Source organism: Paenibacillus sp. FSL H7-0735 (genome assembly GCF_038008505.1).
GTDB classification, from domain to species: domain Bacteria; phylum Bacillota; class Bacilli; order Paenibacillales; family Paenibacillaceae; genus Paenibacillus_AQ; species Paenibacillus_AQ odorifer.
This window is the reverse complement of record NZ_JBBOZH010000001.1, coordinates 3,570,805-3,585,844: the sequence shown is the minus strand read 5'-3', so window position 1 is coordinate 3,585,844 and position 15,040 is coordinate 3,570,805. Positions and strand designations below refer to the sequence as shown.

The 15,040-nt window shown below is 42.0% G+C and carries 9 protein-coding genes; 1 reads left to right on the top strand and 8 read right to left on the bottom strand.

The features are described from left to right. Positions 1-115 precede the first annotated feature (115 nt). On the top strand, positions 116-3,595 hold the full coding sequence (locus NSS82_RS16335; protein WP_076272533.1) for a glycoside hydrolase family 2: 3,480 nt from the start codon (positions 116-118) through the stop codon (positions 3,593-3,595). 89 nt (positions 3,596-3,684) lie between these two features. Here NSS82_RS16335 and NSS82_RS16330 read toward each other — a convergent pair whose 3' ends face one another. The 8 genes from NSS82_RS16330 to NSS82_RS16295 all read right to left on the bottom strand — a co-directional run bounded on the left by NSS82_RS16330 (position 3,685) and on the right by NSS82_RS16295 (position 14,874). After that, positions 3,685-6,474, bottom strand: a complete 2,790-nt coding sequence (locus NSS82_RS16330) for a glycoside hydrolase family 3 C-terminal domain-containing protein (protein WP_076272532.1) — start codon at positions 6,472-6,474, stop codon at positions 3,685-3,687. A 180-nt stretch (positions 6,475-6,654) separates the two neighbouring features. Continuing rightward, positions 6,655-8,136, bottom strand: coding sequence for an Lsa family ABC-F type ribosomal protection protein (locus NSS82_RS16325; RefSeq protein WP_076272531.1), 1,482 nt, complete (start codon positions 8,134-8,136; stop codon positions 6,655-6,657). 300 nt (positions 8,137-8,436) lie between these two features. Beyond that, complete coding sequence (locus NSS82_RS16320) at positions 8,437-9,345, bottom strand: NAD(P)/FAD-dependent oxidoreductase (RefSeq protein WP_076215312.1); 909 nt, start codon at positions 9,343-9,345, stop codon at positions 8,437-8,439. A 279-nt stretch (positions 9,346-9,624) separates the two neighbouring features. Next, the gene (locus NSS82_RS16315; RefSeq protein ID WP_076099273.1) at positions 9,625-10,137 is read right to left on the bottom strand and encodes a DinB family protein; all 513 of its coding nucleotides are present in this window, start codon (positions 10,135-10,137) and stop codon (positions 9,625-9,627) included. Between the two features lie 412 nt (positions 10,138-10,549). Further along, entirely contained in the window at positions 10,550-11,095 is a 546-nt protein-coding gene (locus tag NSS82_RS16310; protein ID WP_036677924.1) for a CueP family metal-binding protein, read from the bottom strand. Positions 11,096-11,307: 212 nt separating this feature from the next. Then, a complete protein-coding gene (locus NSS82_RS16305) occupies positions 11,308-12,174 on the bottom strand; it encodes an SDR family oxidoreductase (protein ID WP_038570928.1) in 867 nt (288 codons plus the stop codon). A 196-nt stretch (positions 12,175-12,370) separates the two neighbouring features. After that, positions 12,371-14,122 (bottom strand): sensor histidine kinase, encoded by a 1,752-nt coding sequence (locus NSS82_RS16300; RefSeq protein ID WP_036677927.1) that lies wholly within the window; start codon positions 14,120-14,122, stop codon positions 12,371-12,373. Next, positions 14,119-14,874 carry a response regulator transcription factor gene (locus tag NSS82_RS16295; protein ID WP_076272530.1) on the bottom strand — a complete coding sequence of 252 codons (756 nt, stop codon included), beginning with the start codon at positions 14,872-14,874 and terminating at the stop codon, positions 14,119-14,121. The genes NSS82_RS16300 and NSS82_RS16295 overlap by 4 nt, the downstream gene beginning before the upstream one ends. Positions 14,875-15,040: the final 166 nt, after the last annotated feature.

Here is a 15,040-nt window from a genome sequence, read left to right as displayed (position 1 = left end):
GTCTTTTTGCAAAATCTTTGATATGATAAAAAAGAATAGAAAAGGCTTTACGGAAATCATTCACATCGATAATAACCACTTCTAAATTTTTCAAAGATAAAGGAGAACTTCATTCATGAGTCAGAAAACAAGATTAAATAATGACTGGTTATTCAGCAAACAGCCGCTTAAGTCTACTTTAGAATCGGTGATAGCAGCTGATTCGGAGTGGATCGACGTAACCTTACCCCATGACTGGCTAATTTTTGATACACATAATCTATATGAAAGCGGAGAAGGCTGGTACCGTAAAAGCATAGTTATAGATGAGCACGTGCCAAATAGCCGTGTGTCGCTTCGTTTTGAAGGCGTATACATGGACTCCACTCTCTATGTGAACGGCCATATCGCAGGCGTCTGGAAAAATGGATACTCCACTTTTGAATTAGATATCACGCCATACATTATTGAAGGTATCAACGAAATCTATGTTCAAGTGGTTCATGAGTCTCCTAACTCACGCTGGTATTCCGGTGCGGGCATCTATCGGAGTGTATGGCTGAAGACGTATCCAGGGACACATATTGTGCCTGATGGTATTTATATCTCTACTCACAAAAAAGAGGATGCCTGGAATGTTGAGGTAGATACCGAAGTATTGTGCAATGATCTATTGCAAAGCGCAAAGCACTACATAATTCGTCACAGTATACTAGATGCTTCAGGAACTTGTATCTCTCATGTAGAAAATGAAATTCCAGTACAAGTCGGGTCTGCTGTATCCAGCTCTGCCCTCTTATCCATCAATAATCCAATGCTCTGGGATATTAACCAGCCTTACTGTTATAACCTAAAAACGGAGCTGTTAGAGAACGAACAAGTGATCGAGGAAGAAGTCCAAACCTTCGGATTCCGTACGATGGAGTTTGACAGCCAACAAGGTTTCTTTTTGAATGGCCGAAAGGTGAAGATTCATGGCGTATGCCAACATCATGATTTGGGATGTTTGGGGGCTGCGGTGAATAAGGTAGCTCTAAAAAGACAGATTATCCTCCTGCAGGAGATGGGCGTAAACGCTATTCGTACGGCCCACAATATGCCAGCCGTTGAATTGATGGAACTAGCCGATGAGATGGGCGTGCTCATAGTTTCCGAAGCATTCGATATGTGGGAACGCAGTAAAACTCCTTTTGACTACGCCAGATTTTATCCGGATTGGTGGAAACAAGATATTGCCAGCTGGGTACGCCGGGATAGAAATCGCCCCTCCATGCTCATGTGGAGTATCGGAAATGAAATATACGACACCCATGCCGATGAACGCGGCCAAGAGTTAACCATAGAATTACGTGATCTGGTGCAGGTTCATGACCCTAAAGGAAATGCAGTGGTTACTATCGGTTCCAACTATATGCCTTGGGAGAATGCACAGAAATGCGCAGATCTAGTGAAGTTCGCAGGGTATAACTATGCCGAAAAATACTATGATCAGCATCATGAGGAACATCCAGACTGGATTATTTATGGCAGTGAAACATCGTCTACTGTACAGAGCAGAGGCATCTATCACTTCCCTTTTGCTCAGTCTGTATTGTCTGACGATGATGAACAATGCTCAGCTTTAGGAAATAGCTCCACTAGCTGGGGTGCCAAGAACACAGAAGCTTGCATCATTGCAGATCGTGATGCGACCTACTCACCGGGACAATTTATTTGGACTGGATTTGACTATATCGGGGAGCCGACCCCATACTTCACTAAAAACTCGTATTTCGGTCAACTGGATACCGCGGGATTCAAAAAGGATTCCTATTATATTTATCAAGCAGAATGGACGGATTACAAGGTCGCCCCGATGATTCATATTTTTCCATACTGGGATTTCTCTGAAGGGCAGCTTATTGATGTGCGAGTATGCTCCAACGCACCACAAATCGAATTGTTCTTTAATGATCAATCCATGGGCACTTTTAACATTGACCATAAACATGGTAAAAAGCTGCTTGGGGAATGGCAGCTCCCATTTAGCGAAGGTACTCTACGAGCAGTCGCTTATGATGAACACGGAGTACAGATCGCTGAAGATACGGTAACTTCTTTCGGAGATTCAACTACTGTGGTCATGAAGCCTGATAAAACTCAGATCACTGCTGACGGATCGGACTTGGTATTTGTTGAGATCTCGACCCTCGATCAAGAAGGACGTCCCGTGGAGAACGCCAATAATCGTATCCAAATCTCTGTAGAAGGACCGGGGCGTCTTGTTGGTTTGGATAATGGTGACAGCACTGACTACGATTCATATAAAGGAACAAGTCGCCGGATGTTCAGTGGAAAATTGCTTGCAGTCATTGCCTCTTCATTGGAGCCAGGTAAAATCGTTGTACGTGCATCTTCCCAAGCCTTACAGTCCGCTGAGCTTACACTGACTGCCGAAGCACGAGAGCTAGATCATTCTAAGGACGAAGAGCTTGTACTTTATCAGCATTCGTCACAATCACTATCGGATGTGAGCGAGTTATCCCAAGACTATTTATCAGATGAAATTCCCGTTCGCAAGCTGGAAATCATATGCCCACAAGGAAATCAACTAACGAAGGACACCCGAGCACTTCCGGTTCGTGTGCAAATTCATCCAGAGAACGCAACCTATCAGGAAATTGAATGGCGAGTTACGAATGCTGCCGGCATTGACGCCAATATAACCGTTCTTGAGGGAAATGGGCATGAAGCAGTAATATCGGCTTTGGGAGACGGAGACGTCTATGTACGGTGTGCAACGAAAAACGGTGCAGATCAAGTGCGCCTGTACTCGCTTATGGAATTCCATATTCGAGATATGGGAGCTGCCTTTTTGAATCCTTATGAGTTTGTTTCCGCTGGTTATCATAGCAATACGAGCCGGAACTTAACAAATGGGAATGAACGCGGAGTGGCTACTGCAAGAGAAGGAGAAAGCTGGATCTGTTTCGACAACATCGATTTCGGTGATTATGGAGCTACTGAACTTACCCTTCCTATCTTCGCGCTAGATAACGATAAATATACGATTGATATATGGAAAGGTACTCCGGATGCTCCAAACGCAGCTCTGCTGACACAGGTAACCTATCAAAAACCTTCTATATGGAATGTATATCAAGAGGAAACCTACTCATTACCTGAGCGAATAAAAGGTGTCACCACCCTTTGTTTTGTTCTTCATAAAAAGATTCATCTCAAGGGCTTTCAGTTTAACAAACCTTTAAAAGCGTACGAACAACTTAACGTTCTGGAATACAATCAGATTTATGGAGATTCCTTTACACTGGCAGATGGACAAATCAAAAATATTGGTAACAACGTCTCTCTCATCTTTAAAGATATGGACTTCGGTGATACTGGAAGCACTAAACTAACCTTATGCGGGCATTCGCCTATCGATAAAAATACTCTGCATATTCTATTTAGCGGACCAGAGGGTGAAAAGAGACAGCTTGTGGAGTTTACACAGTCAAGTGATTATTGCGAAAGAGAATTTGTGTTGGAGCGCGTAACCGGTCCACAAACCGTCACCTTTATATTTCTACCGGGGAGCCAGTTTGACTTTAAGTGGTTCCAGTTCCAAGCAGAATAAGGTAGTTTCAACTTTAAACTAATCGCTTACCAAAAGAAAACCCTGCGCATTAGCACAGGGTTTTTCCTTTAACTTATATTTAGAGCTACTTAGTCAACTTTATTAAATTCGATCCAGTCGATCTGTAAACCTGGTTTAATGAACTCCAGTTTCATTTCATAAAGACCTGCTTCTAGTTCTACTTTCACAAGCTTTTGTCTAATCCATTGACCTTCTGTCCCGTTGGTTTGAATGGTTGTCATCAATTGATCATTCAAATTAACATTGCATGCACTTTGAGCCAGCTCAGGCTCTGTTGACATGATATGCACGAGGATCCGATATTGACCAGCTTGGCCAACTTCAAAGAAAGTCGATCCTTCAACGGCTGGCTTAACCTGTGGATTTTGAGATAAGGATTGTACTTGTTCTGCAGTAAGTGAAGGATTAGCCTTAAACGACTCAACCGTTTCAACAATTTGCTGTTTTCTCGAGAATACTGGAGCATGCATGATGAACTCACAAATATTCATTGCAGAACGTTGCAGCTCTCCTCTAGTCAAAGATCCATTTTCCAAGGATTCAATGGTGTTGTCATTCCATCCATTAATTTCGGCGCCATAGTTAGCTACAACCATGTACAGGTCATTTTGTGCACGGACCATCCAATTTGTAAATTTCCGGTCTGCAGCTCCACCATTAACGACATCATTCATGATGGCCCACCAGTCTGTCATGACAATACCTTTGAAGCCCCATTCTCCGCGGAGAATTGTAGTGTTCAAATCGTAATTTGAAGCGGCCCAATGTCCATTAACAGGGTTATAAGAGGTCATAATTGAATTTGCCCCACCCTGCTTCACAGCAATTTCGAAACCTTTCAAATAAATCTCGCGAAGCGCACGTTCCGACACAACAGCGTCAACCTTACTGCGATGTTTCTCCTGATTATTGCAGGCAAAATGCTTCAGTGTGGCATTAGAGCCACCTTTCATAATCCCACGTGTACATGCAGCGGCAAACACCCCAGAGATCAAAGGATCTTCAGAAAAATATTCAAAGTTGCGGCCATTAAGCGGGCTGCGACGAATATTCAGACCTGGTCCAAGCAAGGTGTCTATGTTGTTTCTTACCAACTCTTGTCCTTCTAACACATACAGCTCTTCGACTAATTCGGCATTCCAAGTAGCTGCAAGAAGCGTTCCGATCGCAACCTGAGTCGCTTTTGCTCCACTATCCATACGAATTCCTGAAGGACCATCTGCCGTACATGCAACAGGGATTCCTAAGTTATATAGACTATCACTTACTCCTCCAAATGCAGAAGCTGTACCCGGTGTAACTAAAGGACTGCTCATGCCTTCACCCCGGACAATGGCAGCCAAGTCATCGTCACTAAGCTGGGCAATAAAAGCTTCCATACTAACTTTTTGTTCAAATACATCTCTTAATTTATGCCCTTGATTGCCTGTCTGGGAGATCGTTATTGGTAGATTGCTCTCGATCCGTTCTGCTAACGAAATCTTGCGTGTTGGAACCTCTACATACAGAAGTTCATACGAACCGTCTGCATTTTGAACGCCAGGTTGCATTCTTGTAAAGCTTTGCGTTGGTGCAAGAGCTTCTTGTAACTGTTCCACAACTTGAAGAGTTTCCACGACATAGCCGCTATTCCCTTCAACCTTGACTTCCTCCACTTTTTTAACACTCGTTCCCGCAAACACGCGGTACGTGCCTTCTTCTAGCACATAAGCAGAAGCATGCCCTGTCACACCAGCGTCATCATAGGAAGCCATAGAATGAACAGGAAAACTCACAGTAAGACGTTGTGCTTCGCCTGGCTGAAGGACTTTTGTTTTTGCGAATGCTGCCAAAGCTTTAGCAGGCTGTCCCAATTTTCCTTGTGGAGCTTCATAATAGACCTGAACGACCTCTTTTCCAGCAAAGGTAGTTCCTGTATTGGTTACGGTTACGCCGACTTCAACATTAAGTTCGCCAGCTTTGTTAATAAGTTTTGCTTCTTCTGGCTCGAGCTTAAACTTGGTATACGATATTCCATAACCAAACTCATATTGAACCTTTTCTGGGCAAAATGTCTCGAAATAGCGATAACCAACATAGATATCTTCCTGATAAAGGTTTGTAAATTCATTGCCGTAGTTATGTGTTGACGGGTAATCGTTGATGGAATATGCGATCGTGTCTGTTAATTTACCGCTTGGAGTCACTTCTCCAGCCAGCACGTCCGCAATTGCATTACCACCTTCCATTCCCCCCTGCCAAGAGTAGATGACAGACGAAATCGGATTTTTATAACTTTCATCGTTCAGCCAGCTCATATCAATAATATTAGAGACGTTCAGTACAACAATCGTTTGCTCAAAATATGTAGTTACCTGCTTCAGCATCGCCTTTTCATCAGCTGTTAGTTGGTAGCTCCCTGAACCATCGACATTATCCTGATCTTCTCCTGCTGTACGTCCGATTACAATGATTGCTTTGTTCGATTTTCTTCTAGCCTCTGCTACCAATTCGTCGGATAAAAGCATTTCCTTCTGGTTCCATGGCTCTGCAGCCCAAACGCCGCCACCATTATCAAATGGATTTTGCGCAATCCACTTCTCATATACTGCTGCCAAATCTTCGTTGACCGTAAGGTTCTTTTTACTGCGAAGACCGCCTAGCAGGTTGGTCGTATAAGTAACATGAACACTACCGCCCGAACCAGTACCACTGCGATAATAATTCACTTGAGTTCTGCCAAATACAGCAACATTATCATTTTCACCAAGCGGAAGCACCTGATGATCATTCTTCAACAGTACCGCACCTTCAGCGGCTACCGTTCGGCTAAATTCTGCAAAACCTTCTAATGGAATTCCCACACTCTGTGTACTCAACTTGTTTCCTCCTGTTGTTCAATTCTATAGGTTGTTTCTTTAGGCATCAATTACATATCATAAAGTTTAACTATACCATTATAGTACATTGGATAACTGTAATATATATAATAATTATCTTTATTAATATAATAATATTGGTCTGTTAGAGTTGGAAATTTTCAATCGATGTTAAAAATATCAGCTAAGTTCAATGATCTTCGTGGCAACATTATGGCAAAATTCGCGATCATGCTCCACAAAAACGAGTGTTGGTGTATATTCAAGCAATAGCTCTTCAATTTGCATACGTGAAATAACATCAATAAAATTAAGCGGTTCATCCCAAATATACAAATGAGCTTTTTCACTAAGACTTTTGGCGATCAGGACTTTTTTCTTTTGGCCGCCACTGTATGTGGAAATATCCTTATCAAATTGAATTCTGGAGAAATCAAGCTTTCGCAGAATAGATTTAAAAAGACTTTCATCTATCCCATTCTCTCTAGCATAATCTGTTAAATCGCCCCGTAGATCAGAAGTGTCTTGCGATACGTAGGAAATGATAAGCTGGCTATCCTTAGTGAAGGTGCCGGTATAATCTATATCCTCGCCGCAGATCAATTTGATGATACTTGATTTCCCGGAACCATTTTTACCCGAGAGTGCTATTCTCTCCCCCTGCTCAATGGTAAAGCTTACTTCTGAACATACCCTTTTCTCTCCGTAAAAAACCGAAACATTGTCCAGCTCCGCAAGATGACGTTTATGATAAGCAAGCTGCGTAATCTCTAAGTTCTCAGAATTTTCAATATTTTTAAGAAGCTTAGACTTTTCGTTGATGGCAGATTGCTGTCTTTGCTCGATGGCTTTAGAGCGTTTCATCATTTTAGCGGCCTTGTGCCCAACATAACCTTTATCTAACTTAGATCCAGAATTTCTAGTTCCGTTTTTAGTTTTTTCCACCTCATGTGACCAGTTACCTGTCCGTTTAGATGATGCTGACAAGCGTTTGATATCTCTTCTAAGTTTTTCGTCTTCTGCTAACTCAAAGTTATCTTGTCTGACTTTATTCTCCCACCAGCTAGAAAAATTGCCCTTTTGAATCTCTATATTGGTTTTGTTGATTGACAAGATGTGGTCCACACAATTATCAAGAAAGGATCTGTCGTGAGAAACCAGAATATATCCACTTTTTGAATTGAGGTAATCACTGACAAGCTTTCTTGCCGTCATATCCAAATGATTTGTAGGTTCATCAATCAACAGGAAGCTATTTTCCTTAATGAATAATGTGGCTAACAGCACTTTCGTCTGCTCTCCGTTAGACAATGAATCAAAGGGACGATATAACACATCCTCAGAAACCTTTAGCAAAGAAAGCTCACGCATTAACTTCCAATGAATATAATCCGGAAAAATCTCGCTGATCACATCTATGGTGTTAAGCTCCTTGTTATTCACCTGAAAAGGGAAATATTCAAAGCTGACATGAGCAGAAATATTACCGCTGTATTCATGCTTTCCAAGCAATAAGCTAAGAAATGTAGTCTTTCCTCGACCATTTCTCCCTGTGAAACCTAATTTCCAATCGGTATCGATTTGAAAGTTTACGTTCTCAAATATGTTATCGTAGCTGCCTTCATAGGCAAAGGTTAGATTTGTGACATTTATTAATGACATAAAATAATCCTCCTGTATTTTAAAAAATAAAAGCCACAAGAAAGTTACTTTCTTGTGACTCAAATAAATACAGCAAATCCAGCCCCAAATGGAGTTAGATATGGATATATTTTCGAGTGAAAAGAAGTAGTAACTTTCTTGCATACAAAGAATAAAACAAACGAAATAAACCATTGTTGTTGTTTTATTCATCATAGGACGCAAGAATAATTACTACACTATACTTTTCAACTCCGATCATTAATTTGTAATTATGTTATCATGCATACTTATTATTTTCAACTTCCTACCCATAATTCGTTAAAAAAGTTCAAATTCTTCTTCTGTAAGATCCATATTTACACTCATAGCTGTCCGACTCCCGTCAGCCGCGGCAAACACTAACTGAGAAGGCATAAAATAAGAAACATCTCCAGCCGAATATAATCCTGGAATCGAGGTTCTCCCCGCACCATCTGTGCTAAACCCACCAGAATCATTCCGCTCTACAGCCAAATGATCTACGATTGATGCCGTTTGGATCAAATTCGGAGCAATAAACCCTCCCGTTCTTATGATCTCAGTACCATCCGCAAAACGAACCGCCTGAAGTTGCCCGTCATGACCCATAAAAGAGGAAACTAATGATTCTTTGACTACAACCCCCTTGGCCTCAAGACTTTTTTTCTGTTCATCTGAAAGGAATGTCTGGCCGTTCGTGCAGATAACCAAATCTTTACTCCAATTGAGCAGCATTTTTGCCATATGAAAAACATGTGGATTTTCGGAAACAACGACAAGGGGTTGATCTCGTAATTCCCAGCCGTCACAATACGGGCAATTAAACAGACTTTTTCCGTATAATGGACGTAGGCCCTCTATCTCAGGAAGGACCTCCTTTAACCCAGTCGCCAAAATCAATCTGCGAGCTTCAATGTGACGACCAAACGAATCAAGTACTGCAAATCCAGAATCATTTTTGTTAATCGAAATAATCTCAGTCTGGATATGCTCAACTGACGGATAACGTAGTACCTCCTCATACGCAATACGACGAAACTCGGCTGGTGTAACCCCGTCTCTTGTAATAAAACCATGTGACGCATGGGTAACAGCATTTCTTGGCTGATTATTATCAATTAAAGCTACTTTTCGTCTTGCCCTACCAAGAACAAGGGCTGCGTTCAAGCCTGCGGGTCCACCACCAACAATAATGCAATCGTAAATCATATGAATCATCTCCTATATGCAGATATTAAAGACTCTTTTTATCTATTATTAAATCAAAAAAATATCTGTTACATCATAGATTTAATGAATCTATAATATCTCCAAATTAACTAAAGTGTCAACCCAAACCTCCCGATCCTCCATGAGTTTTATTTAGTGTAGTGCTAGAAAAAAGCAAATAAGCCCATTACCGTATGTTTGGAAGTAACTTAATACTCCAATATATAAGGTAAGAGCTATATCTTGAACTTACTTGGCAGTGTAGGGCTTCCTCACTAATCAAACTTCCCCGTTTGCTAATTCTAATTCATCAGCCGAGGGGCCATAAAGACCAGGTACCGGCACGTCAAGCAGCCGCAAATATACTCCAAGCTGTGCCCGGTGGTGAACCATGTGATTCAATCCGATGGTACGAAGCGCAGCAGCCCGGGTCTGACGACGGATGATCTGCTCCCCGTTCCGCAAGGTCCACTCGGCGCCGAGCATCTCCACATTGCTTGCAGTAATTAATTCCTCAATTTCACGAGCTTTCAGGTCGAACTCTTGTAGAACCGCATCGGGACTCTCCAGTGCTTCTCGTCGGTATGCCACGGATGCCAAATCAAACTCCGAGTAAAGAAGAATTGCGGATTGCCAGCTCAGAAGGTTAACGAGATGTGTGGCCAGCCCACCCAGGCTCATTGACTTAGAGTGTGGTTTCCATGTCATATGCTCCTGAGGCAGCTTCTCCAGTATCCGACGCGTACCAGCCAACTCCTGCAAAACATCCCCAATGATCAGCTCTTTAACCATTCATCTCTCTCCTCTCTTCTGTAAAGCAATTTCTTTTGATCATTCGTGTGATACTTTTGTTCCTTTTCCCAAACAGTTTCTAACTCTCCGCTGGATCGGACCGTGAGGCTCTTATTTCGAAGATTTATGGCATTTCACCAGGTTATCGGACCCAGATGCAGCTATTTCCCTAAAAACACTCCGATTCTGTGCCATTACAACCCAATAAGAGCTATGCAGTCCGATAAGCTTGAAAAATGCTGCGAAAATCTAAAATAGCTGCAATGGAGTCCGATACGATGGACATTTGGCGAAAGTCCGACACAGAATACATCAGAAGGAAGATCAGATTGGACTATGAATAACGAATTCGACATCGCTTAAGAAACATCCTCCTGAGCATTCGCTTTCCAAGTCTTCTCTCTACAACTTTTTAGATACTTTCTGCCAATTGCATAGTGGTAACACATGTATTATCACTCTTAAAAGTGGAAAGTTCAGATTTTGCTGCTTTTCCGTCCTGCTCAATGGTTACGTTATATTTTTTGTCCCGGGGCAACCAAAGATCAATAAATCCGTTAGATAGCGATTTCATTTCTTTATCCACAATCACATTGCCTTCGCTGTCTTCGATATATACTTTAAACTCATCATCCGTTAATTCCCCTTGGCAGCCGGTCAAGCTATGTGTAGCGCAAGGATGCGTATTCTCCACATATGGAGCTATAGAAACAAAAAACTCATCTTTAGGCAAGTCGTAAGTTTTCTCTTTATTGTTACTATCGGTTACAATAAGTTGCTCAGAAGTGATAGAAGCGGACAGGTTTTCCATACTGCTTGAACTATATTCTTGCACTAATTGCTTAATGTCGGTTGTATCTTGTGCTGAGGGCGTATCCTTGTCGATACCTCCCAATAACAAATACGCACCTAATGCAACAACCGCCGCTCCAGATACCAGCAAGATATTTCTTTTCATTTGTAATCATCTCCTTCGCTTATTCGCCAGATTATGTACTCTCTCAGAGTATCTTCCATTTCTTTTAGTATAACTAGTTAAACTAAACTAACACAATTATGAACAAGGCAAAATAGTGAAAAGTTATGTATTTGATTCATCCTCTATCAACACAAAAAAAGGCCTCCTCACTGGTTTTTCAACCTCGAGGAAGCCTTTTATCTTTTATATTATTATGCTTGTAAATTACCGACCATAACACGAATGACATCCGCAAGAGGAGTAGCTGAACGTTTCAGCAGTTTCTCTAATTCGCTACTTTCAATATTAAGCCAACCTTCACGAATACCACGTTGTATAGCTACAACTATTGGAAGCGCAGCTTCTGGGACACCCACCTCCGACATGGTCTTGGCATAAGCCTCGTCGTCAACCTGGATTACTTTGATTTCTTTACCGATTACAGTGCCTATGATCTCAGTCAATTCCTCTTGTGTTAAAGGTTTGCCAGACAATTCATACACTGTGTTCTCATGTCCGTCACCTGTCAGTACATTAGCTGCAGCTTCTGCATAATCTCCGCGTGTAGCCCAGCCAACTTTACCGTTCCCTGCTGAAGTCACCCATGGGGCACCTGCTAGAGCGCCTTGAATGGAGCCGATCTCATTCTCCAAATACCAGTTATTACGGAGGAAGCTGTAAGGAATGCCTGTTGCGCGAATAGCTTCTTCGGTGATGCGGTGAACTTCAGCAAGAAATAGTTCACTCTTGTCTGCTTGTCCTACACTTGTGTAGGCAATGAAGCCAACGCCTGCTTTTTCCGCAGCAACAACAGCTGCTTTATGTTGACGAATCCGGGTTTCATTATCACCATCTGCGGATACAATTAATAGTCGATCCACACCGGCAAATGCTGATTCCAGCGTCTCAGGTTGATCAAAATCACCATGACGGACTTCTACTCCACGCGCCTGAAGATCACTTGCTTTTTCTGGGTTCCGCACACTAACTACAAGATCACCTGCGGGTACAGTTTTAAGTAAAGCTTCTATCACCAATGATCCGAATTGACCTGTTGCTCCTGTTATTGCTATTTTCATTTTTACTTCCTCCTCAAATTAGGATGATAAATTTATTTTTAATCACTACCTGTAACTATTGTAGTTACAATCAGTTTAGATGTCAACTTATTTATGATCCCAACTCTGGCTGGATAATAAACAGAAGAATTAAAAAACTATATTCACAACAAAAAAACCACCGTCATTTCCGTTAGGAAAAACGCTGGTTCTATGATCAGCTCCATATCAACTTAATAATGGTCCCTTGTCCAGGGCTACTCTCAACAGCAATCCTGCCCTCCATACATTCGATTAATCCCTTGGAGATCGCCATGCCAAGGCCGGATCCGTTGGAGCTAGATACGGTGTCCGTTCCTCGATAATAACGTTCAAATAGACGGTTAAGTGTGACTTCATCCATTCCATCGCCATCATCGGAAAATTGAATAGTAAATCCACTGTCCTCATCATTCATAGTAAGCGAAACCGTTAAAATCGTATCTGAGGGGTTATGAAGTAAAGCATTCGCAGTCAAATTGTTGACCACCCGCTCTAGCCATGGAGTATACAATCGAGCTCTCACTTCGTTTGGTGCCGGCACAAATATAATTCGTTGCTTCCCGTATTCGGGATTTGCAGCAGCTTGATCAAGGGCTTGATGTAGCCAAAAGTTCAATTCCACCTCCATCAGCTCTGGTGGCTTGATCCCTGTTTTTAGCCGATAGGTCATGGCAAGATCACTAATAAGCATGTCCATATGGGCTGATTTATCCAGCATAGTCCTTGTAAACTTGCGAACTTCCTCTTTCGACCAATCATACGAAGGCTCCGCCAGTAAATGGGCATAACCAGTTATAGAAGATAAAGGAGTTTTTAAATCATGTGTAACACCTGCGATCCATTCTTCCCTCAAATTCTCTGTTTGTTGCCGCAACGCTTGATCTCTCTGCAAATTAGCAGATAATTTCTCTATGGATACCATAACATCAGAAAAAACCCGGTATCTCCGTCTCCATTTACCTACGTGTGTTCGACTACGACGATTTCCTTTACGGTCCATAGGCTCTGTATATATGGCATTTCCAATGGAATCGAGCCATACAAGCATATGCAGCATTGGCGCTCCAAACCTATGAGCTTGCCATAAAGAAAGCAATATAAATGCAAGCAATAAAGCCGCGAGCATTGCTAATGAGCCTTTAATAACAATTTTAACCTCTTCAGGTACCCATACCTTTTGGCCTATATCTGCTCCCTTTACGTTTGGTTGTCCAACGATCCATGTTTGGCCGGTTTGTTTATCAAAAGAAGATCGGACATGATAGCCGTAACGTTCACTGTAGAGAGTGCGTAGTGCTAGCTCTGGCACTGAGTACTTGGTGGGAATCATCTTTGGCCTATTATAGGAGAGCAGCTCCGTACCCGATGAATCAATGAGTTGAACAAAAGCCTGTGATGATTTAATTTCTCTTTCAATCGAATCAGGCAGAACCAGATCTCCATCTACTGCATCAAATGTACCTTCGCTCATTTTTTTTAACAGAGGATCTAGTATATTTGGCGCGCCATAAAGAAGCGTGAATTGTCTCCCATTTTTCTCTTGAATCCATACAGCCAGAGTATACGGAAAAGGCTGAGTCCCTGTCCAATAGGCGACTACTTCACCCGGTCCATATTGAATTGGGACATCTTTTGGAGTGTTGTAGGCACTTTCAACTTTTCCATTTTCATCGATGTTTTGCAGCCAGCCCTTATTCTTCTTCACTTGCTCCAGCAAGCTCGGGGAAAATTGAATGCCCTTCTCATCAATTTTGGAGGATTCAACCAGTTGCTCTAAGCCAACATTAGCAAAATCACGCGTAATACTGATATCGAGAAAACGCAACAGCATCCAAGTAAACGTTACTGCTGCAATAGCGAGAACAACCATTCCCGTAATAGCTAGCTGTAGAACGAACCTTAACGTTAACCGGCGTTTGATATTCATGGCATGGACAACTCCTGGCGGTCTACCTTCACCAGCTTATAACCAAGGCCCCTAACGTTAACAATAAATTTTGGATCGGACGGGTCTGCTTCGATACGTTCTCTAATTCGATGAATATGAACCATGACCGTATTATCATCACTCAGTGCTTCATCGCCCCATACTTTCTCATATAACTCACTTTTGCTGAAAATCTGATTGGGATGTTTGCATAGGAAGACCAGCAGTTGAAATACAAGTGCCGGACAAGCAACAGACTGACCCTCTACCAGGAGTTCTCCCGCTGTCTCATCTAGCTTAAACCTTCCGTAATCATATACATTTGCAGATTTATGGGGGACTATTTCTACACTCTTGCCAGTAGCCTGTTGGTTAGCAGAAGCAAAATATCTCCGCAGCTGTGCTCTTATACGAGCCACCACTTCAAGCGGGTTAAAGGGCTTAGTGATATAATCATCTCCACCTATAGCAAAGCCCGTTAATTTATCGAAATCAGACGTCCGAGCAGTCAGAAAAAGAATAGGAGCATCCGTCGTCTGCCGGATAAAAGGGCAGATTTCGACGCCACTTCGTCCGGGCAGCATTACATCCAGCACAATTAAATCATATTTTTTGGATTCACAGGCACTTACTGCTTCTTCACCTGTTTGCACTGTATCTATATTGACGTAGCCTTCCTTACGCAGCACTGTCTCCATAATGTCTAAAAGTGATACCTCATCATCAACCAATAAAATTGAAGCCTCATTCATATAAATTTTCCCTTTCACAATAGACGTTTTTATCATCATAGCATGATTTTTTTGGCTAGCAATCTTACTAATCTTAACGGAAGCTTAATTCGTATTCATTAAATAGCTAGTAAATTATGTAAGTGTTAATATAGAATTTCAGAAGAGCTAAGGCTAGACTGCTACA